This window comes from Streptomyces sp. NPDC059142 (genome assembly GCF_042755665.1).
In the GTDB taxonomy this organism is placed as follows: domain Bacteria; phylum Actinomycetota; class Actinomycetes; order Streptomycetales; family Streptomycetaceae; genus Streptomyces.
The window spans coordinates 130653-153453 of sequence record NZ_JBHZDA010000001.1; the positions used below are offsets into that span (position 1 = coordinate 130653).

Sequence of the window (22801 nt, forward strand, 5' to 3'; positions counted from 1 at the left end):
GTCTGCTGTTCCTTTGCTCGTCATTCGCTGTCAGTCCGCATCGACCAGGTGCACGGTAAAGAGGATCTTGCTCAAATCCAGCCAGGCGCCAGGCTCGGTGGGGTCGATGGTGACCTGACGTCCACCGTGACAGGTGAAGTCGATCGGACGGGGCGTGTCGTCCTCGTCTTTACCATCGCCCGTACCGCCGTCCGCCCCGCCGCCCGGCGCGTCGCTGTCTCCGGGCTCGGGCTCGGGCAGCAGACACCGGAATTCGACCACGGCCTTCGCTCGGGCGGTGGCGTGCTGCTCCTCCGTGCCGGGGAGCACGGACTTGCCCACGGTGTAGCGGGTCCTGACCTCTACGGTGAACTCGTCCCGCAGGAAGCCGAGTCGCGGGAAACAGCCGGGGCCACCGCCGATGGACCTCACCTCAGCACGGTTCTTCTCGGCGAGCACCCGTGCCTGGGCACAGGGGCCGCCGTTGGAGAATCTGCCGTTGCCCTCGAAGAAGTCGTCCAGTCCCCCCGGCAGCAGCAGCGCGGCGAGGAACCCGGTTCCCATCTCGTCCCGGGCTTCCTGGGCCGCCGCGAGCGCCGCGGCGTCCGCCGCGCCCTGCGCACCGTTGCGGACGGCGGACGCCTTGCCGACGGTGAAGAAAGCGAACGCGAGAAAGAGCAGGCTCGCCACCATCACGATGTAGATGGGGAAAGCCTGCCCTCGATCGCCGTGTCGGCGCTGGATCATCCGGCGGTGATGGTGCCCACCAGCTCGGTGATGCGCGTCGTGATCGCCGAGCCGATCCCCGAGGCCACCATGCCACCGATGATCGCGACGACCACCAGGATGATGCCCAGGTACTCGAAGGCCGTCTGGCCGCGGTCCCCGGCCTGCGAGCGCTTCTGGATCTTCATGACGGCGGTGTTCGTCCAGCCGTTCACGCGGACCTTGGTGTCGACGGCGGCCTTCAGCATCATGTTGTTCGACATGGGGTTCCCCTCCGGGTTCGGCCGACCGCCTGCCGGCCGACGAGTGCGTCTCTTCCGTGCCGTCCCCGTTACCGACTTCCTCCTGGCCGGTTCCGTTGGCGACATGAGAAACGTACGCCGTACCACCGGATGTGCCAGAGGGCCCCAGGGCCCAATCCCGGGCCCAAAGCCGGGATTGGGCCCTCGTGCCCCTCGGCCGGGTCCGCGCGCTCCCCTGCTCAGCCATGGCCGACCGCCCCTGTCCCCGCTCCCCCGCCCGGCGTCGTGCCGAGCCACTTCGCTATCGCCTCGCTGCGACTGGCGCAGTGCAGCTTGGCGAAGATCCGGTTGATGTGGTTCTTGACCGTCTTCTCACTGATGAAACAGGTGGCGGCGATCTGCTGATTGCTCATGCCGGACGCGATCAGCTCCATGATCTCCACCTCCCTCGAACTCAGCCCGAACTCTTCCCGGTTGCGGCGTGCGGGGGCACTGCGCGGCCCACCCCTGGACTGTGACACAGTAGATTGCATTTGCGAAACCCCTTGAGGATTTCGAGGCCCGTTCGACACCAACCCATCAGCTCTTTGGCCGGTTCTGGCGCCCCGGGGCGAGGGCACACTCGAAACGTTTGCATGTGCATTCGCATCAGGGTGTGTGGAGTGGGTTGGGGGCCGCGGGTCACCGCCGTGGAGGAGGCCCGTCGTGTACACCGTGCCCAGGCCTTCCGGGAGCGGCAGGCTCCGTGCGGGGGCCGGGCCGCTGCGCATGTGGTCCAGCAGGGCGTTGGCCGCCGTGGGGGTGAAGTGGGCCCGGCCCTGCTTGATGTCCCGTACGGCCGCGACGAGCTGGTCCGCGGTGAACTCGCCATGGACCAGATAGCCGCCGGCCCCCAGTCGCAGCGCCTCGTGGACGATCTCGCTCTCCCGGCTGTACGTCAGCATCATGACCGGGGATATCCGTACGAGGTGGGGCAGGGCCGAGATGCCGTCGACGCCCGGCATCCGCACGTCGAGCAGGACGACGTCGGGACCGGTCCGCCGGGCCACCTCGTACGCCTGGCGGCCGTCCGCCGCCTCGCCCACGACCTGGATGTCGTCCCGGCCGGAGAGCAGCGCCGTGAGCCCGGCGCGTACGACGGGGTTGTCGTCGGCGACGACCACCCGCAGCGGTACGGCGGCCAGGGGGCCCGGGAAGTCCGGCAGCCCGGTGGATTCAACGGCGGGCGGGGGCGCCGGCAGGGGGATGGACGGCAGGGGGGAGTGAGGAGCCCCGTCGTGCGCCGACGTGTACTGGGACGCATGACGTGGTGGGTGCTGCTGGTCCGAGGTGCGGGAAGGGTCGTCCGGCATCGTGCGGTCTCCTCTCTGGGGAAACGGGAGCGGGAGCGGGGGTCAGCCCTGTTCGTCGGGCGGTGGCGCCGGGCGGAGCGCCACGAGGGGCAGGTCGACACGTACTTCCGTACCGGCCGCCGCCTTGCCCCTGCCGATGCGGATACGGGCCCCGATCGCCGCGGCCCGTTCGACCATCCCGACGAGGCCGAAGTGCCCGGCCCGCCGGAGACCGTCGAGGGTGACGCCGGGCGGGAGCCCCCGGCCGTTGTCGTAGACGCTGATACGGAACTGGTCGCCGACCGTGCCCGCGGACACGTCCACGTTCTCCGGCCGGGCGTGGCGGTGCGCGTTCTCCATCGCCTCGGAGGCGATCGTGAGCAACTGCCGCGCCACCGCGTGGGGCATCGCGGGCACGTTCTCGTCACCGAACCGCCGGAACGACACCGTGAGCCCGCTGCGAAGGCCGAAGTCATCCGTGCGGGCGTGGAGTTCGTCGACGACGGCCACTCCTCCGTCGAGCCCCGACTCGCGGCGCAGGTCCGAGAGCAGTTCCCGTGACTCGCCCGCGGCCCGGCGGGCCGCGCGCGCGACCAGCTCGGCCTGCTGCCGTACGGTCTGCGGGTCCATCCGCCCCGCGGAGCCCGCGAGTCCTTCGGCCGCCATCGCCAGACCGTGCAGCGTCTTGGCGACCGAGTCGTGCATCTCCCGGGCGAGCCGCGCCCGTTCCTCCTCGATCGCCTCGCTCACGGCGAGCCGCGCCCGGGTCTCGGTCAGCGCCTGGCTGGCGCTGCCGAAGCGGAGCAGCAGGCCGCGCAGGGTGACACCGACGGCGCCCGCGATGACGCAGAAGCCCGGGAGGAGCAGCGCCGTGGCGACGGTGGCGGTCAGTTTCTCGCTGGTCAGGTAGACCAGCGCGAGGATGAGGATCTGCAGCGACGTGAAGAGCGCCCCGCCCCGCCAGCCGTAGACGAGGCCCGCCAGCAGCGGGGTGCAGACGGTGACGTACCCCAGGGTCGAGTCGGGTGTCGCGGTGACCAGCAGGAGGGCGCCGAAGACGGTGTCCACCCCCAGCAGCAGGGGGTGCCGCAGCAGCAGGGGGCCGAACCGCTCCCAGTCGCGGAACAGGACGTACGAGCCCATGAACGTGACCAGGACGGCGCCGCCGACCAGCACCGTCGGTGCGCCGGGCGCGGTGCCCGCCAGGGCGAACGGAGTGGCCATGGCGATCATCGCCAGCCGGAATCCGAAGACCTGGCGGCACATCGCCTGGAGCGCGTTGAGCTGTAGGGAGAGGGCCGGTTCGCTCTCGGGCTCGGCCGGGGCGATCCGTAGTTCCGCGGTCAACCCGCCTCTCAGCCTGGCCAGTTGTCCTGCCATGTGCCTGACACCTCCTTTCCTGCTTCCCCCGTGGTGTGGGTCATGTCAGCCGCCCAGGAAACTGAAGTCCACGTCCGCCCCGTACACGAAGCCGACCGTCAGCAGCAGCAGCGTGCCGGGCAGCAGGAACGAGGTGACCGCGAAGGTCGCCTTCGGGACGGCCTTGGCCGCCTTGCGCCGCGCGTTCTGGGCGTCGGTGCGGCGCATGTCGTTGGCGATGGCGATCAGCGTGTCGACGATCGGCGCGCCCAGTTCCTCGCCCTGCTGGAGTGCGGTGACGAACATCGCGACCTGCTCGGAGTCGTTGCGCTTGCGCAGCTCCTCGAACGCCTGACGACGGCTGACGCCCATGTCCATCTGGCGCAGGGTGATGCGCAGCTCGTCGGACCAGGGCCCCTCGTACTTCTCGGACACCCGGTCGAGCGCCTGCCGGAATCCGAGGCCGGCGCTGACGACGACGGCGAGGACGTCGAGGAAGTCGGGCAGGGTCCGTTCGATGTGGTCCCGGCGGACACGGACGGCGGACCAGATGCCCACCTCGATCCAGAAGAGACCGAAGAGGATCATCACGACGGAGAGGAGGACCTGGCCTCGGATGATCATCGAGAAGGCACCGGCGAGCCCCAGGGCGCCGTAGACGGCGCGCCGGGCCGCGTAGCGGTCGATGGTGAGACCGCCCGGGTTGCCCGCCAGGTCGATCTGGCGGCGCTTCTTGTTGACCTGCTTGGGGCCCATCATCCGCAGCACGGCGGGAGCCCAGCGCATACCGAGCCGGTCGATGCCGGAGCCGACGGCGCTCGTACGGGTGGACCCGACCTCCAGGGCGATGGCGAGGTCACCGGGCAGTTTGGCGTCGGCCCGGTACATCCGGATGCCGTGGAGGGCACCGTAGACACCGAGTCCGATCACGAGCGCGAGCAGCAGTTCCATGTCTGCCCTCCTCTCAGATGTCGATACGGGACAGGCGGCGGATCACGACGAATCCGATGGCGTAGAGAATCAGCGCGACGATCACGGAGACCTGTCCGATGAGCGCGCTGGTCATACGGTCGAGGGCGCCCGGCATCACCGCGTTCAGCAGGAGCAGCGCGGCGAAACCGAAGCCCGGGACGGCGTACGCGGTCACGGTGACCTGGGAGAGCTGGGTCTTGACCTCACGACGGGTCTCCTTGCGCTCCTCCAGCGTCTCCGTGAGGTTGCGCAGCGAGCTGACGACCGTACCGCCGGCCCGGTTGGAGAGCACCAGGGTGGTCACCAGCACGACCAGCTCGCGGGAGGGCAGCCGCTCGGACAGCTCGCCGAGGGCGTTGTCGAGCGACTCCCCCACCGCCAGCCGCCGGGCGACCCGGCTCAGCTCCTCGCCCGCCGGCGCCTCCAGTTCGTCGGCCGCCATGGCGATGGACGTACGCAGGGCGAGTCCGGCCTGGGTGGCGTTGGCGAGGATGCGGGACAGCTCGGGGAGCTGGTTGATGAAGCGCTCGGTCCGCTTGGTGCGCTGCCAGTTGAGAAAGGTGTTGGCGCCCCACAGCGCCGCGAGTCCGGCGAGCGGGCCGAAGAACGAGGCGAGGATGGACGACGCGATCAGCCAGAGCGCGACCACCGCGGCGAGCATGTAGACGAAGTACTCGCCCGGGGTGACGTCGAGACCGGTCGACGCCAGTTTGAGTTCGAGCTTCTTGCCGAACCTCGTCCTGCGGAGCCTGCGGTCCAGCCCGCCGAACCTGCGGTGACGGCCGACGACCGGTATCTGGCCGGTGGTGGAGAGCCGGTCGACGAGCGCCTGGCGCTGGGATTTGCCCGCCGCGTAGGCGTGCACGCCCATGACTCCGAACAGGCAGCACAGCAAGGTGACGCCGATCGTGGGCAGAACGAGATTGTCCATGGCGGGCTACCTACTTGGCCTCTCGGGTGAGGAGCTGTTCTTCGGACGCGGCGACTCCGAAGGCCTGCGGAATGGGCTGGTTGGCCATGTAGAGACGCTCGGCCACACTGCGCGGGAGCGGGAAGTACTGGAAGGCGCCGTGGATCCGCCCGTCGGCGTCCACGGGCCGGGCGTTGAACCGGACGGCGCTGACGATGCGGTACGCGTCCCTGCCGTGCGAGTCGAGCATCGCGATCTCGGTGACCCGGCGGGAGCCGTCGGCGTGCCGGGTGAGCTGGACGATCACATCGACAGCGCTGTTGATCTGGTCGTGCAGCGCCTCGAAGGGGATCTTGATGTCGGACATCGACGCCAGGGTCTGGAGACGCATCAGCGCGTCCTCCGCGTTGTTGGCGTGGACCGTGGCGAGGGACCCGTCGTGACCGGTGGACATCGCCTGGAGCATGTCGAGGGACTCGCCGCCTCGGACCTCACCGACGACGATACGGTCGGGGCGCATACGCAGGGAGTTGCGGACAAGGTCGCGGATGCTGATGTGCCCCTTGCCCTCGACGTTGGCCGGGCGGGACTCCAGCCGGATGACATGGGACTGCTGGAGCTGGAGTTCGGCGGAGTCCTCAATGGTGATGATGCGCTCGCCCTCGGGGATCAGCCCGGAGAGCGCGTTGAGCAGGGTCGTCTTGCCGGTGCCGGTGGCGCCCGAGACGATGATGTTGAACTTCGCCTGGACGAGACCGGACAGCAGAAGGACCATCTGCTGGTCCAGCGAGCCGAAGTTGAGCATCTCGGTCAGGGTGAAGGCGCGGGGGAACCGGCGGATGGTGAGGGTGGCGCCCGTCAGGGAGAGCGGCGGGATGATGACGTTGACACGCTCACCGGACGGCAGCCGGGCGTCGACCATCGGGTTGGACTCGTCGACGCGCCGGTTGACGGTGGAGACGATGCGCTCGATGGTCTGCATGAGCTGATCGTGCGAGCCGAAGCGCATCGGGAGCTGTTCCACCCGGCCGCCGCGCTCGACGAAGATCTGGTCGGGCCCGTTCACCATGATTTCCGTGATCGAGGCGTCCTCCAGCAGAGGCTCCAGGATGCCGAGGCCCAGAGCCTCGTCGACGACCCGGCGGATGAGCTGGGCGCGCTCGACGGTGGAGAGGACCGGTCCCTCGCGGCTGATGATGTGCCCGAGGACCCGCTCCAGCCGGGTCCGCCGGTCGGCGGCCGCCAGGGCGGACATCTCGGCGAGGTCGATCTCTTCCAGCAGCTTGGCGCGGTAGGTGACGACGAGGTGGCTGTCCTCCCCCGTCGCGCCGTTCTCCTCGGGGGAGGTGATCCGTGCCCGCAGACTCATGGTGCGTAACTCCTCGGTGGTGCCGGCCCGCCGGGATGCCGGCGGGCCTGTGGTGCTCAGTCAAGAGGCATGGTGGAGCTGCGCTTCGCCGCTCCCCAGCGGCCTTCCATGCCCGGAACCACGGAGGGGATCTCGATCTCGGCCGTGTACGTGGTGTCACGGGCGCCCGAACTGTGGACGAAGGACAGGTCGTCCGACAGCCAGCCGCTGATCGCGGCCCTCCCGGCCGGCTCGGGGTCCAGCTCCCTGTCCAGCTCGTCCTGGCTCGCCGTCCGCGCCGCCACACGGGCCGCGGTGCCCGCCTGGTTGGCGGTGTACGCGGCGATCCCGAGCTGAATGGCCAGCAGTGCCACGATCAGCAGCAGCGGGATGAAGCCCAGGTACTCCAGGGCGACCTGGCCCGCATCGCGGCGACGGCGGTGTGTGGTGGCCTTGCGCTCCGTCATGGCTTCAGCTCTCCTTCACCGAGGCGGCCACGCCGTCGACCTTGAACGGGAAGTTCAGTGCGCCGGGCATGAGAACCGGTACGTGGAGCGTGACCGTGGCACGGAAGAGGCCGGGCTCCCCGGAGCACACAACGCCCGCGGCGCCGCCCCAAGCGCTCGGGAGGTCTTCCTTGGCCGCGCGCACGCACTCCCCCGACTGCGTGCCCAGGGCGGCTCCGGTGCCGGTACGCGCCCCGACGTCCGCCGCGTTCCCCGCCAGTACGAACGTGTACCCGATCAGCGCGCACTGCCAGAGCGCCACCAGGAGCAGGATGATCAGCGGGGTGACGCCCACGAACTCGATCGCGGTCTGCCCCCGGTCGGAGCTGCCGCGTGACCGCAGCCCGGACCACGGCCGGAGCCGGAGCCTCAGTCCGGTCCCCGGCCCGGACCACGGCCGGGGTCGGAGCCTCAGTCCGGTCCCCGGCCGGGCCCCGGTCCCCGGTCGGGGCCGGGGCCCGGTGCGGAGGGGGCGGGGTGGCGCGTCCGGAATGTGCGACCGCGTCCGGGTCTGCCTCCGCCGGCCGGTTCGTTCCCCGGGAGCGCGCATGGTCAGCCATTCCCCTCTTTGGAGCCGGAACCCGGTCTGCTCCCGCCGCCCCTGCGGCGGCGGGGGCCGATCGCGCCCCGGTCGTTGCGGAACTTGGCGTTCTTCTGGGTGCCTTCGGGGATCTTCACCAGGCCGAGTTCCCCGGCCAGTCCCCACAGCGCCTGTTTGACGACGCTCTTGCTCTCCAGTTCGTGCAGCCGGCCCGCGTCGACCACGCCCTGGAGTTCCTTGAAGTTCGCGGGGACCGCGGAGTTCGCCAGGCGGGTGCCGGTGATCTTCTGGATCAGGGCCGGCTGGATCTCCGTGGCGCGGCTGTAGCGGTTGACGACCGTCGTGGTCTCCTCCGCCTTGCGGATCTGGAGCCGGTCCCACAGCCGTACGATGCGCTTCGCCGCCCGTACCGCGATCACGTCCGGTGTGGTGACCAGGAGCGCGGTGTCGGACATTTCCACGGCGGCGGCGTTCGCGCCCGTCATCTGCGTACCGCAGTCGATGACGACCACGTCGTACCGGGAGCGCAGCGCGCCGACGATCTGGCGGACCGCGCGGTCGGTGACCTCTTCGCCGCGTTCGCCCTCGCCGGGGGCGAGGAGCAGGGCCAGGCCGCTGGCGTGGCTGAAGACCGCGTCGGACAGGACGCGTGGCGAGATGTCCGTGATGGCGGCCAGGTCGACTATCGAGCGGCGGAACTGCACGTCGAGATACGAGGCGACGTCGCCGGCCTGGAGGTCCATGTCCACCAGGGCGACCGTCCGGCCGCTCGCCTGGGCGGCCAGGGCGAGCTGGATGGAGACCAGGGTCGCCCCCACGCCGCCCTTGGCTCCGGTGACCGTGGCGACGGTGCCGCCCGGGCCCGTGAAGACGTCGCCGCCGTGGCCGAGGTGACGGCGTACCCCCACCGACCACTGGGCGGCGGCCTGGAGCCGGTTGGCCAGTTCCTCGTAGCTGAGCGGCATCGCGACCAGGCCGCGGGCGCCCGAGTCCATGGCCGCCGCGAAGAGGCCGGGGCTGGCGTCGGCCGTGACGAGGACGACCCCGACCGCCGGGAAGCGGAGCGCCACCTCGCGGATCAGCTCCAGTGCCGGGACCGGGCCGATCCGCTCGTGCACCAGCACCACTTCGGGCAGTTCGTCGAGGGATTCGCCCGCGAGCCGGGCGAGTAGGTCGACGAGTTGCGTCGAGTCCGAGACGGGCGGCGCCGGCTCCACGTCGGGGAGCTGGCTGAGCAGGGTGGTGATGGATCTGGCCGCGTCGGCGTCCCCGACGGCCGGGATGATCCTCGTCGACATCAGTACCTCACTTGTCCTTGCCGAGCTCGTACGTGCGTTCGCCGGGGCGGAGCGTGGTGTCGCTGCCGGGAGCGACGAGCGCGAGGCGGACATGCTGCGCGAAGGACTCCGCGTACGCGATGCGCTGGGCGTCGAGGGTCTTGAGGGCGAAGGTGATCGGGACGGCCTCGGTGGTCTGGTTCTTCGAGTCCCTGTTGGGCTCCAGGGCGGTCAGCTTGCCGACGTCGAGCACCTTGGCGTTGGAGACGATGATCTTCGACTGGGCCGCCGCGCCCTGGCTCTCGGCCGCGAACGTGGCGAAGACGTTCACCGAGGCGCCCGGGGTGATCTTGCCCGCCACACCGGTGGCGGCGTCGATCATGATGGCGATCTCCTGCTCACCGGGCTGGAGCGCGGGACGCTTGACAATCATGTCGTTCTGGAGAAGCGAGCCTTTGCGCAGTTGGGTGACGGCCACCTTGCCGCCGACCTCGGAGAGGTTGGTGACGGCATTGTCGGAGAGCCAGCGCTTCGGCATGGTGATCTTCTCGAACTGATCATTCCGCAGGGCCTCGTAAGGGGCCACGTCCGACTTCAGCCGATAGGCGGCCACTTCGGGGCCGACCTTCGAATTCACGTCGCTGATCACGGAAAGCACACCGACGAACGCGGCGAAGGCGCAAAGGACGGAAAGAAGCAGAAGTATGACGCCACGGCGCTGGCGGGAGTTCATGAGCCGTACAACCTCGATCGGGGACGTTGGTGGCGAACGGACAGAAGCGGGTGGGCCGTGCTGAGCGGTGCCGAGCGGAGTGGTGCGGGACGGACGGGTCGGGTGGGGGCGGTGAGCCGGAGGGCTCTGTCACGGCGGTGCCGCCGCGCACTCGCGGCGGTCTCCGCCCGCGGTGGGTCAGGTGTCCGCGGGGGCTCGTGCCGGTCGCGTCGCGGTTCCGTGGCGCCCCACGGGTCCACGACTACGGCTCCTGACCCACGGGAGCCCCGTCTTTCAGGACACCGGTTGGCTGAGATTGGTTCTCGGGAGTGTGCAGCGGCGAGGAACAGAAGCCGCACCGGTCGCCTATCAACTCCATTCCGCACCAATGGCATCGCTCACGCCGGACGGATGCCACCAACTGATACATCACCGAGATGTCCGGAAGGTGTGCCACGAATTCCACCAGCTTGCCGGTGCCCCACCAGCGCACCGATTCCCCGGGCAGTTCGGCCTCGGACACATCGGCGACCTGCCAGGCCGGCGCGAGCGTCCCGGTGACCCAGTCGGACTGCGACTGCCCGCGGGCGACCAGGAGCCGGGTGGTGAAGTCGGGGCCGGTCAGTTCGCCGGAGCCGATCCTGACGAGCTGTGGCTGCGGGGTGGCGACCACGCCGAACTGCGATCCCGGCACCCAGGACCTGGCGTGCGCCTTGAGGCTGACGGGGACACGGTCGAGCTTGGCCACGGAGCCGAGCACCGCGCCCGCGTGGATGTAGTGGGACAGCAGCCGGGCGGCCGAGGCGACCACACCGGGGCTGAAGTCGCAGATGGACAACTGACGCAACTGGCGTACGAGTACGGCGAGCCCGAGCGGCGGCAGATCCGATCTGAGCAGCGCGACGCGGTCCGTCTCCAGGACGGACCGCACGGCGTGCATCCGGCGTTCGTACGCGACCGGGATCGAGGACGGATAGACGGCGACGACATAGCCGTACTGCTCGACCAGTATCTGCATGTCGGTGAGGGCATCCTCGAACGACTGCGATTCGGGAGGTTTGAACGCCGTGGCGGTGGGCGTCTGCTGGTCCTGGGCAGGCAGCACCAGGTCGGCGCTGGTGACGGCGATCGCGGTCGACACGTGCTCATTCCCCGTTTCCATCCGTTACCGGCGGAGCCCGCCGGGAACCGCGGGACGCCTACTGCTGAATACACCCGCGTCGGAACTTTATCCAGCCCAATCCGCGACTACCAAGCTTTTCGTCAGACGGAACGCCATAAGGGTGGATAGCCAGCCGAATTGGACAAAACGATGCGGCGATTTCGACCACGGATGCGAACTGTGGGCATTTCGCACGCATCGCATCCGCCACCGCCTCCACTCGAATGTGAAAACGAAACAGGTTCACTTTGCCGAAATTTCAGAGTCATAAACGTTTCGCCGCGCGGGCGGCGGACCGCCGCCCCTGCTCGCCGTCACAACTCCATTGGCCTGAACCAACTTTACGCCCGGCGAACAGGGACTCGGCAAGAGAAGTCGCAGCGATCTTCACCGCGGGCCCCGTACGGGCCTCATACGGGCGCGGGCGGGCGCCGAGGCGGGCACCCGGACGCGCCGGCGGCGGTTTCCCGGCCTACCAGGGGATGTCCCGCACCTGCTGCACGCACAGCACGACGAACAGCAGCCCGCCCGCCGCCAGCATCACATTGCTCAGCGCCCCGTTGCGCCATTCCGTAGGCGTACGGGAGGAGTTGAGCAGCCAGATCAGGGTGAGCGCGAGGAACGGCATGAAGAAGGCGCCCAGCACGCCGTAGACCACGACCAGCCCGAAGGGCTCGTCCAGGAAGAGCAGCGAGATCGGCGGGAAGGTCAGCCAGAGCAGATAGGCGCGGAACGGCACCGACCGCTCCCGCTCGCCGGACGCGACCTCCTCGACCGTCGCCGCGTCACCGGACCCGCCGGTCTCGCCGGACCCGCCGGACCCGCCGGACCCAACGGAGGCCCCCGCCCCGCCCGACCCGCCGGACGCCGCGCGGTCCTCGCGTACGCGCTCCACGAAGTCGGCGAACATCAGGCTGACGCCGTGCCACACCCCGATGAGCGACGAGAACGACGTGGCGAAGAAGCCGATCAGGAAGAGCTTGGCGGTGGCCGGGCCGAACCGGTCCTCCAGGATCGCGCCGAGATCGATCAGCCCCCGGTCGCCCGAGGTCAGCGCGATGTGGGAGGAGTGCAGCAGCTCGGCGCCGACGACCAGCATCGCGACGACGAAGAGCCCCGTGGTGATGTACGCGACCCGGTTGTCGAGCCGCATCACCTTCATCCAGGCGGAGTTGGTCCACCCCTTGGCGTTCACCCAGTACCCGTACGCCGCCATGGTGATGGTGCCGCCCACCCCGCCGATCAGTCCGAGCGTGTAGAGCAGCGAGCCGTCCGGCAGGACCGGGGCCAGTCCGGCGAAGGCGGCGCCGAGGTCGGGCGCGACTCGGATCGCGACGTACATGACCACCACGAACATGATCCCGATCAGGACCGTCATGACCTTCTCGAAGACGGCGTACTGGTTGAACCAGACGAAGACCAGGCCGATCAGGCCGGTGATGACGGCCCACGTCTTGAGCCCCGGGCCGTCCGGGAAGAGCGCGACGATCGGGAGCGCGCTGGAGGACATGGCGGTGGCCCCGTAGACGAAGCCCCAGACCACGACGTACACGGCGAAGTACCCGGTGGTCCACCGGCCGAGGCTGCGCCAGCCGTCGAAGAGGGTGCGTCCGGTGGCGAGATGCCAGCGGCCCGCGGCCTCGGCGAGGGAGATCTTGACGACGCAGCCGATGACCGCCGCCCAGAGCAGGGTGTAGCCGAACTTGCTGCCCGCGATGAGGGTGGCGACCAGGTCGCCCGCGCCGACGCCGGTCGCGGCGACCACGATGCCGGGGCCGATGTACGTCCAACTCGACTTGCGGGGCCGGGAAACGGCGGTGCCGGTGTCGTCCGTGCCGGCGCCGCCCGTCCCGGTCTCCGTGGTTCCTGCCATAGGTGTTGTCGCCTCCCGCTCGTCTCGTCACGTGACCTGAGTCACCAAAGCCGGGTGGCGATCATCGCGCAAGAGGGCCTGCGGTGAGGGTTCGGTGGGCGCGCGCGGGAACGCGAGAAGTACGGGAGGTACAGAAGGTACGGGAGGGAGGAGAAGGTACGGGGACGGTCGCGCCCCCGTACCCGGTTCAGATCACCAGGCTCAGCAGCGCCGCCACCACGAACCCGGCCACCGACAGCACCGTCTCCAGCACCGTCCAGGACTTGAGGGTGTCGCGCTCCGATATCCCGAAGTACTTCGCGACCATCCAGAAGCCGCCGTCGTTGACGTGCGAGGCGAAGATCGAGCCCGCCGAGATCGCCATGATGATCAGGGCGAGATGCGCCTGCGAGAGCCCCTGGCCCTCGACCAGCGGGACGACGATGCCCGCCGTGGTGACGATCGCGACCGTCGCCGAGCCCTGTGCGACCCGCAGCACGACGGAGATCAGCCAGGCCAGCAGGATGACCGGCAGCCCCACATCGTTGAAGGTGTCGGCGAGCGCGTCCGCGATCCCGCTGCCCTTGAGGACCGCGCCGAAGACCCCGCCCGCGCCGACCACCAGCAGGATGTTGCCCACGGGCTTGAGGGAGGCGGTGGAGACCGTCTCCAGCGAGCCCCGCGACCAGCCGCGCCGGATGCCCAGCAGGTAGTACGCGAGCAGCAGCGCGATCGTCAGCGCCACGAAGGGGTGGCCGAAGAACTCGATGACGGAGCGGAGGGTCGAGGGGTCGAACGCGATGGACGAGAAGGTCGCGAGCAGGATCAGGATCAGCGGGGTGCCGATGATGGCGAGGACCGTGCCGAGCGCGACGGGGGTCTCGCGCGGGGTCACGCCCGAGGCGCGCTGCTCGGCGGCGACGGCCGCCTTGGCCTCCTCCGCCGCCTCGACCATGTCCTGCGGTACGTCGACGAAGAGGCGGTTGCCGATCCACGCGGCGTAGGCCCACGCGGCGAGGACGGCCGGGATCCCGACGATCGTGCCCATCAGGATGACCCAGCCCAGATCGACCTCGAAGAGCCCGGCGGCGGCGACGGGGCCGGGGTGCGGCGGCAGGAACGCGTGCGTCATGGAGAGCCCGGCGAGCAGCGGCATCGCGTACAGCAGGATCGACTTGCCGGAGCGTTTGGCGGCGGCGTACACGATCGGCGCCAGGACGAAGATGCCGACGTCGAAGAAGACGGGGATGCCGAAGACGACGCCGGTGACGCCCATGGCGAGCGGAGCGCGTTTCTCGCCGAAGAGCCGGAGCAGCCGGGTGCTCAACACCTCCGCGCCGCCCGACACTTCGAGGATGGCGCCGAGCATCGTGCCGAGCCCGATGATGATCGCGACATGGCCGAGGATGCCGCCCATCCCCGATTCGATCATCGAGACGGCGGCGGACTTCTGCACCGTGCCGAAGAGTTCGGTGACGGAGAGCCCGGCGGCGAGGCCGACGGCTATGGAGACACCGAGGAGCGCCACGAAGGGCTGGAGTCTCACCTTGATGATCAGGACGAGCAGCAGGGCGATACCGAGGGCGGCGACGGTCAGCAGACCGGCGGTTCCGCCGATCAGCAGGAGCAGACCGCCCGTGTGGGGCGGAGCGACGGGCGCGTCAGCGGCGAGCAGCATGGGGGGACCTCTGGGCCTCTGGTCGGAACAGGACATGGAGGATCGCGGAGCGGCGTGTGTGCTGTACGGGTGCTGTGACGAGTGCGGTTGCGGGTGCTGTGCGGGAGCGGTTACGGGTGCTGTACGAGAGCGGTTACGGGAGCGGCGCCGGACGGGGCGGGCGGCGCCGGTCGGAGCGGGGCGGGGTGTCAGCCCAGGACGGCGAGGACGTCGATCTCGACGAGGAGTCCGGCGGGCAGCCCGACGTAGACCGTGGTGCGCGCGGCGGGCGGCTGCGTCAGCCCCTGCGCGGCGAAGTAGGTGTTGTAGATCTCGTTCATCTCGGCGAAGTGGTCGACGTCCGTGAGGTAGACGCGCACCATCATCGCGTCGTCCCAGCTCGCGCCGCCCTCCTCCAGGATCGACCTGACGTTGTCGAGCGTCTGGAGCGTCTGCTCGCGCAGGGTCGGGCCCGCGGGCGTCGGCGGCTGCCCCTCGACGGCCGGGAGGAAGCCGACCTGGCCCGCGACCTGGAGGATGTTGCCCTTGCGGACGCCGTGCGAGAACCGGGCCGGCGGGGTGGTGTGCGTGGCGGGCGTCAGCGCGGTCTTGACGGTGGGGGCGGTCTGCTCGGTCATCGGGCTTCCTTGTCTGGGTGGGGTGCGGTGCCGGAGTACTCCCGGCTGATGGCGTCGGCGGTACGGCGCACCACCGGGAGCAGGGCGAGGAGTTCGTCGGCGCCGACGACGACGTTGGGCGCGGAGACCGACATCGCGGCGACGACCCGGCCGTCCGTGCCCCGGATCGGGGCGGCGACGCAGTTGATGGACTCCTCGTGGCCACCGAGGTCGGTGGCCCACCCCTGTTCGCGTACGGTCGCCAGCTCCTTGAGGAACGCGGCGGCGTCGGTCGTCGAACGGGGCGTGTAGGCGGGGTAGTCGAGGCGTTCCGCGACGGTACGGCGCTCGGCCTCGGGCAGGTCGGCGAGGAGCAGCTTGGCGACGGCGGCGACGGTGATCGCGACGGGTCTGCCGATCCGCGAGTACATCCGGACCGGGTAGCGGCTCTCGACCTTGTCGATGTAGAGGACGTCGTCCTCCTCGCGCACGGCGAGATGGACGGTGTGGCCGCACTGGTCGTTGAGCGCGGTGAGGTGGGGGTGGGCGATCTCGCGGACGTCCAGGTTCTCGACGGCCTCCTGGGCGAGCGCGAAGAGACGCGCGCCGAGGCGGTAGCGCTGGTCCTGCTGGCGGTGGACGAGTCCGTGCTCGTGGAGCGTACGGAGCAGCCGGAGCGCGGTGGACTTGTGGACGCCGAGCCGCTCCGCGACCTGCCCGAGGTCGGCGGGGCCCTGGGCGAGCAGCGGGAGGATGCTCAGCGCGCGGTCGACGGTCTGGCTCATGCGGTACGTACCTCCGGCTCGTCCGGGCCCGTCCAGCCCGGTCCGAGACGCAGTGTGCCCCAGGCGCCCGCGTCCAGTGCGGCCAGCCGGTCGGCGTGGTCCCGGGAGGGCGGCGTGGCGAGGTCGCCCGCGACGGTGAGGGCGGCGGCGGCCATGAGGTGGCCGTGGCGCAGCCGGGCGGCGACGGGCAGGCCGCGCAGGGTCGCGGAGAGGAACCCGGCGGCGAAGGCGTCACCGGCACCGACGGGTGCGACGACGTCGACGCGCAGCGCGGGCACGTCGGTGACGGTGTCCCCGGCTCCGGAGCCGGAGCCCGAGTCGGAGCCGGAGTCCGAGCCGGAGCCGGAGTCCGAGCCGGTGGCGGTGGCGGTGGCGCCGGCGGTGCGCGTACGGGTGTACGCCGTCGCGCCCTCGCTGCCGCGTTTGACCACGAGCGTCTCCGGTTCCGGGAGCGCCGCCCGGATCGCGTCCGCGCCGTGCAGGCCCCACGCCTCGGCCGCCTCGTCCTCCCCGACGAACACGAGGTCGGCGCCGCGCGCCAGGTCGAGGAGGACCCGGGCGCCGTCCGCGTCGCGCCACAGGCCGGGGCGGTGGTTGATGTCGAAGGAGACGAGGGGGCGGCCGGGGACCCGGCGGGTGAGTTCCCGGGTGAGGGCGAGGCAGCCGTCCGAGAGCGCGGGGGTGATGCCGGAGAGGTGCAGGACGCGCCCCGCCCACAGGTCCTCGGGCGCCAGGGTGCCCGGCGCCATCGCGGAGGCGGCGGAGCCGGCCCGGTAGTAGGCGACCTCGTGGACGTCGGTGGCGCGGTCCGTCGCCGTGCGGAAGTAGATCCCGGTCGGCCGGTCCGGGTCCCTGCGGACGCCCGACGTGTCCACGCCGTACGCGCCGATCGCCTCGACGAGGTGGTCGCCGAAGCCGTCGGCGCCGACCCGGCTGACCCATTTCACGGTGTGCCCCGCGCCCGCGAGCGCGCAGGCGACGTTGGACTCGGCGCCGCCGATCGTCCGGTCGTACGAGGGGACGTCCGCGAGCCTGCCGGGGCGTGTGGGCAGGAAGGTGACCATGGACTCACCGAGGCAGACGGCGTCCACGCTCGGGGCGACGGCGCGGTCCGCGGCTACGGTTCCGGTCACGCTGGGGCTCCTCATGGGTCGGAAGAGTCGAGGGGGTCGAAAGAGTCGAGAGGGTCGGAAGAGTCGAGAGGGTCAGGAGAGGTGTTCGGGGTCCGGAGGGGTCGGTGGTGTCCAGCGGGGAACCATTGACCCGGTGTCTGCCCGGATGTTAGACACCGTGGAGCGACATACGCAATGCGCGTTGCAGAGAACGCAACGACAGACGAACAGCGAACGACACAGCCCGCCGGGCACGACCACGGCACCGACGACGGGAAGGCACCCATGGCCGCCGACGAGCACGCCGAGTACGTCGACCACCGCTTCAAGGGCCTGCCCCCGGACGCCGAGGGCCTGACCGTCGGGGCGCTCGCCGCCGAGCGGCGCTCCCTGTTCACCGGCGGCTTCACCACCCCCGTACTCGCCCTGTCCGCCGAGTCGGTCGAGCACAATCTCGCGCTCCTGGAGACGTACGCGGAGCGCCACGGTCTCGCGTTCGCCCCGCACGGCAAGACGTCGATGGCCCCCCAGCTCTTCGCGCGCCAGCTCGAACGGGGTGCCTGGGGCATCACGGCCGCGGTCCCCCATCAGGTCCGGGTCTACCGGGCGTTCGGCATCCCGCGGATCTTCCTCGCCAACGAGCTGGTCGACGCCGCGGCGCTGCGCTGGCTCGCCGCGGAACTGGACCGGGACCCCGGCTTCCGCTTCGTCTGTTACGTGGACTCCGTACGCGGTGTCGAGCTGATGGACGAGGCGCTGCGCGCCGCCGGAGCGGGCCGCCCCGTGGAGGTCGTGGTGGAGCTGGGCGCGGGCGAGGGCGCCCGTACCGGAGCCCGTACGGAGGCTCAGTGCGCGGCGGTCGCGGACGCGGTGGCCGCCGTACCGACGCTGCGGCTGACGGGGGTCGCCGGTTACGAGGGCGAGGTGCCCGGCGCCGACAACGGGACCGTACGCGCGTGGCTGCGGCGGCTCGTGGCGCTGGCGGAGGAGTTCGACCGGGCGGGCCGTTTCGCCGGCGCGGAGGAGATCGTGGTCAGCGCGGGCGGCAGCGCCTGGTTCGACGCGGTGGCCGAGGTCTTCGCGGACGTTCCCGCGCTCTCCCGTCCGGTGTGCAGGCTGCTGCGCTCCGGCGCGTACATCTCGCACGACGACGGCCACTACCGCCGGCTCACCCCCTTCAACCGCGTCGCCGGTGAGGGCGCCCTCCAGCCCGCGTTCCGGCTCTGGGCCCAGGTCGTCTCCCGCCCCTCCGCCGCGCAGGCGTTCGTCAACGCGGGCAAGCGGGACGCCGCGTACGACCTGGACCTGCCGGAGGCGCAGGTCGTACGGGACGGCCGCACCGGCGCGATCCGCCCGGCCACCGGGATCACCGTCACGGGCCTGTCCGACCAGCACGGCTGGCTCGCCACCTCGCCCGAGGCGGAGCTGGAGGTCGGCGACTGGGTCGGGATGGGGCTGTCGCATCCGTGCACGTCGTTCGACAAGTGGCAGCTCATCCCGCTGGTGGAGGCGGACGGCACGGTCACGGACTTCGTCCGGACCTACTTCTAGCGACAGGGAGGGTGGCATGGATCTCGTCCTCCGCGACGCCCGCGTCATCGACGGCACGGGCGGCGCCTCGTACCGCGCCGACGTCACCGTCGAGGCCGGCCGTATCTCCGGCATCCGGCGGGAGTCCGACGGCGGCCCGCGCACGCCGCGCCCCACCGGGGCCCGGGTGGTGGACGCCGCCGGGCTCGCGCTGGCGCCCGGATTCATCGACATGCACGCGCACAGCGATCTCGCGCTGCTGCGCGACCCCGACCACTCCGCGAAGGCGGCGCAGGGGGTGACCCTCGAAGTCATCGGCCAGGACGGCCTGTCGTACGCGCCGGTGGACGACGCCACCCTCGCCCAGGTCCGGCAGGCCATCGCGGGCTGGAACGGCGGCGGCCCCGACGCGGACGACGGCGTCGACTTCGACTGGCGCACCGTCGGCGAGTACCTCGACCGGCTCGACCACGCCTTCGAGGGGCGCGGCTTCGACGGCGGCGGCATCGCGGTCAACGCCGCCTACCTGGTCCCGCAGGGCACGGTCCGCGCGGGGGTGGTCGGCTGGGACGACCGCCCCGCGACGGAGGCCGAACGCGCCGCGATGGAGCGGCTGGTGGCCGAGTCGCTGGAGCAGGGCGCGGTCGGGATGTCCTCCGGGCTGACGTACACGCCCGGGATGTACGCGGACGACGCCGAACTGACCGCGCTGTGCCGGGTGGTGGCGCGGTACGGCGGCTACTACTGCCCGCACCACCGTTCGTACGGGGCGGGGGCGCTGCGCGCGTACGAGGAGATGGTGGCGCTCACCGGGCGGGCGGGCTGCGCGCTCCATCTCGCCCACGCCACCATGAACTTCGGGGTGAACAAGGGGAAGGCGCCCGAGCTGCTGGCGCTGCTCGACCGGGCGCTGGACGCGGGCGCGGACATCACCCTGGACACGTATCCGTACACCCCGGGCTGCACCACGCTCGTTGCGATGCTGCCCAGTTGGGCGAGCGAGGGCGGGCCCGGGGCGATCCTGGAGCGGCTGCGGGACGACGCGAGCGCCGAGCGGATCCGGTACGTGCTGGAGGAGGTCGGCGCGGACGGCTGTCACGGCGTGCCCATCGAGTGGGACACGATCGAGATCTCCGGGGTCACGGACCCGGCGCTCGCCGGCCATGTCGGCAGGACGGTCGCCGAGTCGGCGGCGTCGGCGGGCGAGGCGCCGTGGACCACGGCGCGCCGGCTGCTGATCGAGGACCGGCTCGGCCCGACGATCCTCCAGCACGTCGGGCACGAGGAGAACGTCCGCGCGATCATGCGCCACCGGATCCACACGGGTGGCAGCGACGGCATCCTCCAGGGCGCGAAGCCGCATCCGCGGGCGTACGGCACCTTCCCGCACTATCTGGGCCGGTACGCGCGGGATCTGGGCGTCCTCCCGCTGGAGGAGTGCGTGGCCCATCTGACCGGGCGCCCGGCGGCCCGGCTGGGCCTGCGGGACCGGGGGCTGGTCCGGGTGGGCCACCGCGCCGATCTGGTGCTCTTCGACCCGGACACGGTGGCGGCGGGCTCGACCTTCGAGGCGCCGCGGACGCTGCCGGTGGGGATCCCGTACGTACTGATCGACGGCCGCTTCGTGATCGAGGACGGGCGCCGTACGGACGTGCTGGCGGGGAGGTCGGTCCGGCGCGGCGGCTGAGCCCGCGTGGGCACGGACGTGCCTGGTGGGAACGGGTGGGCGAGCCGTGTCACACAAACTTGTGACCGGGCCGCCGGAAACGGATCCTCACCCCTCGTTCGCTCGTCTCTCTCCCCGGACACGGTGATCGGAGGCGGAAGCGGTGGGGACGACGGGACGCTGGGGGACGGCGCGCGGAGGCGGGCGGACGGCCGGGGTACGGCTGCTGTCGGCGGCGCTCGCGCTGGCCGGGGCGGCGCTGCTGGCGGGGTGCGGCGAGCGGACGGTGGCGGGGAGCGACCCGCGGGCGCCGGTGCCGGGCCCCCGGGCGACCTCGCCCGTACCGTCCCCGCACGACGGGGACGGAGCCGGGGCGGGAACACACGACGACGGACGGAACGGCGCTCACGACGACGGACGGAACGGCGGGGAGGGGGCCGCGCGGGACGGCGCACGCGACGGTGCGCGCCACCCGCGCGACGAGCCGCCCCCCGCGCCGCCCCGGCAGACCTCGTCGCCGGATCCGGCCCTGGCCCCGCCCCTGGTCAGCATGGACATCGCCCATGCGGTGGAGGGCGGCGGCAAGGCGGTCAACCTGACCGTCGACGACGGTCCCGACCCCGTCTGGACACCGCGCGTCCTCGCCATCCTCCGGGAGAACGGGGCGCGGGCGACCTTCTGCATGATCGGCCCGCAGGCCGCCGCGCACCCCGCGCTGGTGCGGCGGGTGGTGGCCGAGGGGCACCGGCTGTGCGACCACTCGGTGACCCACGACACCGGAATGGACCAGAAGTCCCGCGCGTACCAGCGGGAGCAGATCCGTACGGCGGCCCGCCAGATCAAGGAGGCGTCGGGCGGGGTGAAGCCGCTGTACTACCGGGCGCCCGGGGGCGCCTTCACCCCGTACAGCCGGCAGATCGCGGCGGCGGCGGGGATGCGGCCGCTGGGCTGGAACGTGGACTCGAAGGACTTCGAGACGCCCGGCACCGACGCCATCCTGCGCACGGTGAAGGACGAGCTGGCCAACGGGCCCACCCTCCTCTTCCACGACGGCGGCGGCGACCGCTCCCAGACGGCGCACGCGCTGGAGCGGCTGCTGCCGTGGCTGCGCGGACAGGGGTACGCCTTCGGCTTCCCGGAGCGCTGAGCCCGCGCGTGCCACACCCCGTACGCCGTGCGGAGCAACGTGGGGAAAAACACCACGCGGGCTCCGTTACACGGCCGTAAGGTGGCGGACATGCAGGTCATCCAGTCGACGAAGCTCGCCAACGTCTGTTACGAGATCCGGGGGCCGGTCCTCGACGAGGCGATGCGGCTGGAGGCGGCGGGCCATCGCATCCTCAAGCTCAACACCGGCAACCCGGCCGCCTTCGGCTTCGAGTGCCCGCCCGAGATCCTGGAGGACATGCTCAGGAACCTGAGCGGCGCGCACGGCTACGGCGACGCGAAGGGGCTGCTCTCCGCCCGTCGCGCGGTCATGCAGCACTACCAGACCAAGGGCATCGAGCTGGGCGTCGAGGACATCTACCTCGGCAACGGGGTCTCCGAGCTGATCCAGATGTCGATGCAGGCGCTGCTCGACGACGGCGACGAGGTGCTCGTACCGGCCCCGGACTATCCGCTGTGGACCGCGTCGGTCTCCCTCGCGGGCGGTACGGCGGTGCACTACCGCTGTGACGAGCAGGCCGACTGGATGCCGGACCTGGCGGACATCGAGCGGAAGATCACCGATCGCACGAAGGCGATCGTGATCATCAATCCGAACAACCCGACGGGGGCCGTGTACGGCGAGGAGATGCTCGGCTCGCTCACGGAGATCGCCCGCCGCCACAACCTGGTGGTCTGCTCGGACGAGATCTACGACCGGATCCTGTACGACGGCACCACCCACACCCCGACGGCGGCCGTCGCGCCCGATCTGCTGACCCTCACCTTCAACGGGCTCTCCAAGAACTACCGGGTGGCCGGGTTCCGCTCCGGCTGGCTGGCGGTCTGCGGTCCCAAGGCGCACGCCTCCTCGTACATCGAGGGGCTGACGATCCTCGCCAACATGCGGCTGTGCGCGAACATGCCCTCGCAGCACGCGGTGGCCACCGCGCTCAACGGCCGGCAGTCGATCGAGGACCTGGTGCTGCCCGGCGGCCGGATCCTGGAGCAGCGGGACACGGCGTACGAGCTGCTCACCGCGATCCCGGGCGTGACCTGCGTGAAGCCCAAGGGCGCGCTGTACCTCTTCCCGCGGCTGGACCCGAAGGTCTTCAAGATCAAGGACGACCGGCAGATGGTGCTCGATCTGCTGCGGGCCGAGAAGATCATGGTCGTGCACGGTACGGGGTTCAACTGGCCGGAGCCGGACCACTTCCGGATCGTCACCCTGCCGGCGGCCCAGGACCTGACGGACGCGGTGACGCGGATCGGGACGTTCCTGGACGGTTACTCCCAGCCGTAGGGCGAATACCGGAACGCACTCAACTTTAGACTGATTCCAAGGTAGGATGGTCTCCTGACCACGCAAGG

21 protein-coding genes are annotated in these 22801 nt (G+C 70.9%); 4 read left to right on the plus strand and 17 right to left on the minus strand.

The window, feature by feature from the left end; translation table 11 throughout:
• Nucleotides 1-30: 30 nt before the first annotated feature.
• From ACFXPK_RS00605 to ACFXPK_RS00685, 17 genes are all read right to left on the minus strand, one after another.
• Nucleotides 31-726, minus strand: a complete 696-nt coding sequence (locus ACFXPK_RS00605) for a pilus assembly protein TadG-related protein (RefSeq protein ID WP_385070027.1) — start codon at nucleotides 724-726, stop codon at nucleotides 31-33.
• Nucleotides 723-968: a hypothetical protein gene (locus tag ACFXPK_RS00610; RefSeq protein WP_385070029.1), complete on the minus strand. Its 246-nt coding sequence runs from the start codon at nucleotides 966-968 to the stop codon at nucleotides 723-725. Before ACFXPK_RS00610 ends, ACFXPK_RS00605 begins: the two co-directional genes overlap by 4 nt.
• A gap of 218 nt (nucleotides 969-1186) precedes the next feature.
• Nucleotides 1187-2299, minus strand: coding sequence for a response regulator (locus ACFXPK_RS00615; protein WP_385070032.1), 1113 nt, complete (start codon nucleotides 2297-2299; stop codon nucleotides 1187-1189).
• Nucleotides 2300-2341: 42 nt separating this feature from the next.
• Nucleotides 2342-3658 (minus strand): sensor histidine kinase, encoded by a 1317-nt coding sequence (locus ACFXPK_RS00620; RefSeq protein WP_385070035.1) that lies wholly within the window; start codon nucleotides 3656-3658, stop codon nucleotides 2342-2344.
• 45 nt (nucleotides 3659-3703) lie between these two features.
• On the minus strand, nucleotides 3704-4588 hold the full coding sequence (locus ACFXPK_RS00625) for a DUF5936 domain-containing protein (RefSeq protein WP_384995764.1): 885 nt from the start codon (nucleotides 4586-4588) through the stop codon (nucleotides 3704-3706).
• Between the two features lie 13 nt (nucleotides 4589-4601).
• Nucleotides 4602-5540 (minus strand): type II secretion system F family protein, encoded by a 939-nt coding sequence (locus ACFXPK_RS00630; RefSeq protein WP_384995761.1) that lies wholly within the window; start codon nucleotides 5538-5540, stop codon nucleotides 4602-4604.
• Nucleotides 5541-5550: 10 nt separating this feature from the next.
• Entirely contained in the window at nucleotides 5551-6888 is a 1338-nt protein-coding gene (locus tag ACFXPK_RS00635) for a CpaF family protein (protein WP_384995758.1), read from the minus strand.
• A 56-nt stretch (nucleotides 6889-6944) separates the two neighbouring features.
• Nucleotides 6945-7334 carry a TadE/TadG family type IV pilus assembly protein gene (locus tag ACFXPK_RS00640; RefSeq protein ID WP_384995756.1) on the minus strand — a complete coding sequence of 130 codons (390 nt, stop codon included), beginning with the start codon at nucleotides 7332-7334 and terminating at the stop codon, nucleotides 6945-6947.
• Between the two features lie 4 nt (nucleotides 7335-7338).
• Nucleotides 7339-7668 carry a septum formation initiator gene (locus tag ACFXPK_RS00645; RefSeq protein WP_385070042.1) on the minus strand — a complete coding sequence of 110 codons (330 nt, stop codon included), beginning with the start codon at nucleotides 7666-7668 and terminating at the stop codon, nucleotides 7339-7341.
• Between the two features lie 257 nt (nucleotides 7669-7925).
• The gene (locus ACFXPK_RS00650; RefSeq protein ID WP_384992637.1) at nucleotides 7926-9212 is read right to left on the minus strand and encodes a CpaE family protein; all 1287 of its coding nucleotides are present in this window, start codon (nucleotides 9210-9212) and stop codon (nucleotides 7926-7928) included.
• A 7-nt stretch (nucleotides 9213-9219) separates the two neighbouring features.
• On the minus strand, nucleotides 9220-9924 hold the full coding sequence (cpaB, locus tag ACFXPK_RS00655) for a Flp pilus assembly protein CpaB (RefSeq protein WP_384992640.1): 705 nt from the start codon (nucleotides 9922-9924) through the stop codon (nucleotides 9220-9222).
• A gap of 241 nt (nucleotides 9925-10165) precedes the next feature.
• Nucleotides 10166-11044: a hypothetical protein gene (locus tag ACFXPK_RS00660; RefSeq protein WP_385070046.1), complete on the minus strand. Its 879-nt coding sequence runs from the start codon at nucleotides 11042-11044 to the stop codon at nucleotides 10166-10168.
• Between the two features lie 493 nt (nucleotides 11045-11537).
• On the minus strand, nucleotides 11538-12938 hold the full coding sequence (locus tag ACFXPK_RS00665; RefSeq protein WP_385070049.1) for an Nramp family divalent metal transporter: 1401 nt from the start codon (nucleotides 12936-12938) through the stop codon (nucleotides 11538-11540).
• Between the two features lie 187 nt (nucleotides 12939-13125).
• Nucleotides 13126-14595: a GntP family permease gene (locus ACFXPK_RS00670; RefSeq protein WP_384992648.1), complete on the minus strand. Its 1470-nt coding sequence runs from the start codon at nucleotides 14593-14595 to the stop codon at nucleotides 13126-13128.
• Nucleotides 14596-14783: 188 nt separating this feature from the next.
• Nucleotides 14784-15212 carry a RidA family protein gene (locus ACFXPK_RS00675; RefSeq protein WP_384992650.1) on the minus strand — a complete coding sequence of 143 codons (429 nt, stop codon included), beginning with the start codon at nucleotides 15210-15212 and terminating at the stop codon, nucleotides 14784-14786.
• Nucleotides 15209-15976 carry an IclR family transcriptional regulator gene (locus ACFXPK_RS00680; protein ID WP_385070052.1) on the minus strand — a complete coding sequence of 256 codons (768 nt, stop codon included), beginning with the start codon at nucleotides 15974-15976 and terminating at the stop codon, nucleotides 15209-15211. The genes ACFXPK_RS00675 and ACFXPK_RS00680 overlap by 4 nt, the downstream gene beginning before the upstream one ends.
• Nucleotides 15973-17109, minus strand: a complete 1137-nt coding sequence (locus tag ACFXPK_RS00685) for a sugar kinase (RefSeq protein WP_385070054.1) — start codon at nucleotides 17107-17109, stop codon at nucleotides 15973-15975. Before ACFXPK_RS00685 ends, ACFXPK_RS00680 begins: the two co-directional genes overlap by 4 nt.
• 264 nt (nucleotides 17110-17373) lie before the next feature.
• Between ACFXPK_RS00685 and ACFXPK_RS00690 the strand changes: the two genes are divergently transcribed.
• The 4 genes from ACFXPK_RS00690 (at nucleotide 17374) to ACFXPK_RS00705 (ending at nucleotide 22733) form a co-directional block, all read left to right on the plus strand.
• Complete coding sequence (locus ACFXPK_RS00690) at nucleotides 17374-18639, plus strand: alanine racemase (RefSeq protein ID WP_385070057.1); 1266 nt, start codon at nucleotides 17374-17376, stop codon at nucleotides 18637-18639.
• A gap of 16 nt (nucleotides 18640-18655) precedes the next feature.
• Nucleotides 18656-20305, plus strand: a complete 1650-nt coding sequence (locus tag ACFXPK_RS00695) for an amidohydrolase family protein (RefSeq protein ID WP_385070060.1) — start codon at nucleotides 18656-18658, stop codon at nucleotides 20303-20305.
• Between the two features lie 292 nt (nucleotides 20306-20597).
• Entirely contained in the window at nucleotides 20598-21431 is an 834-nt protein-coding gene (locus ACFXPK_RS00700; protein WP_385070245.1) for a polysaccharide deacetylase family protein, read from the plus strand.
• A gap of 90 nt (nucleotides 21432-21521) precedes the next feature.
• A complete protein-coding gene (locus ACFXPK_RS00705) occupies nucleotides 21522-22733 on the plus strand; it encodes a pyridoxal phosphate-dependent aminotransferase (RefSeq protein ID WP_384992664.1) in 1212 nt (403 codons plus the stop codon).
• Nucleotides 22734-22801 lie beyond the last annotated feature (68 nt).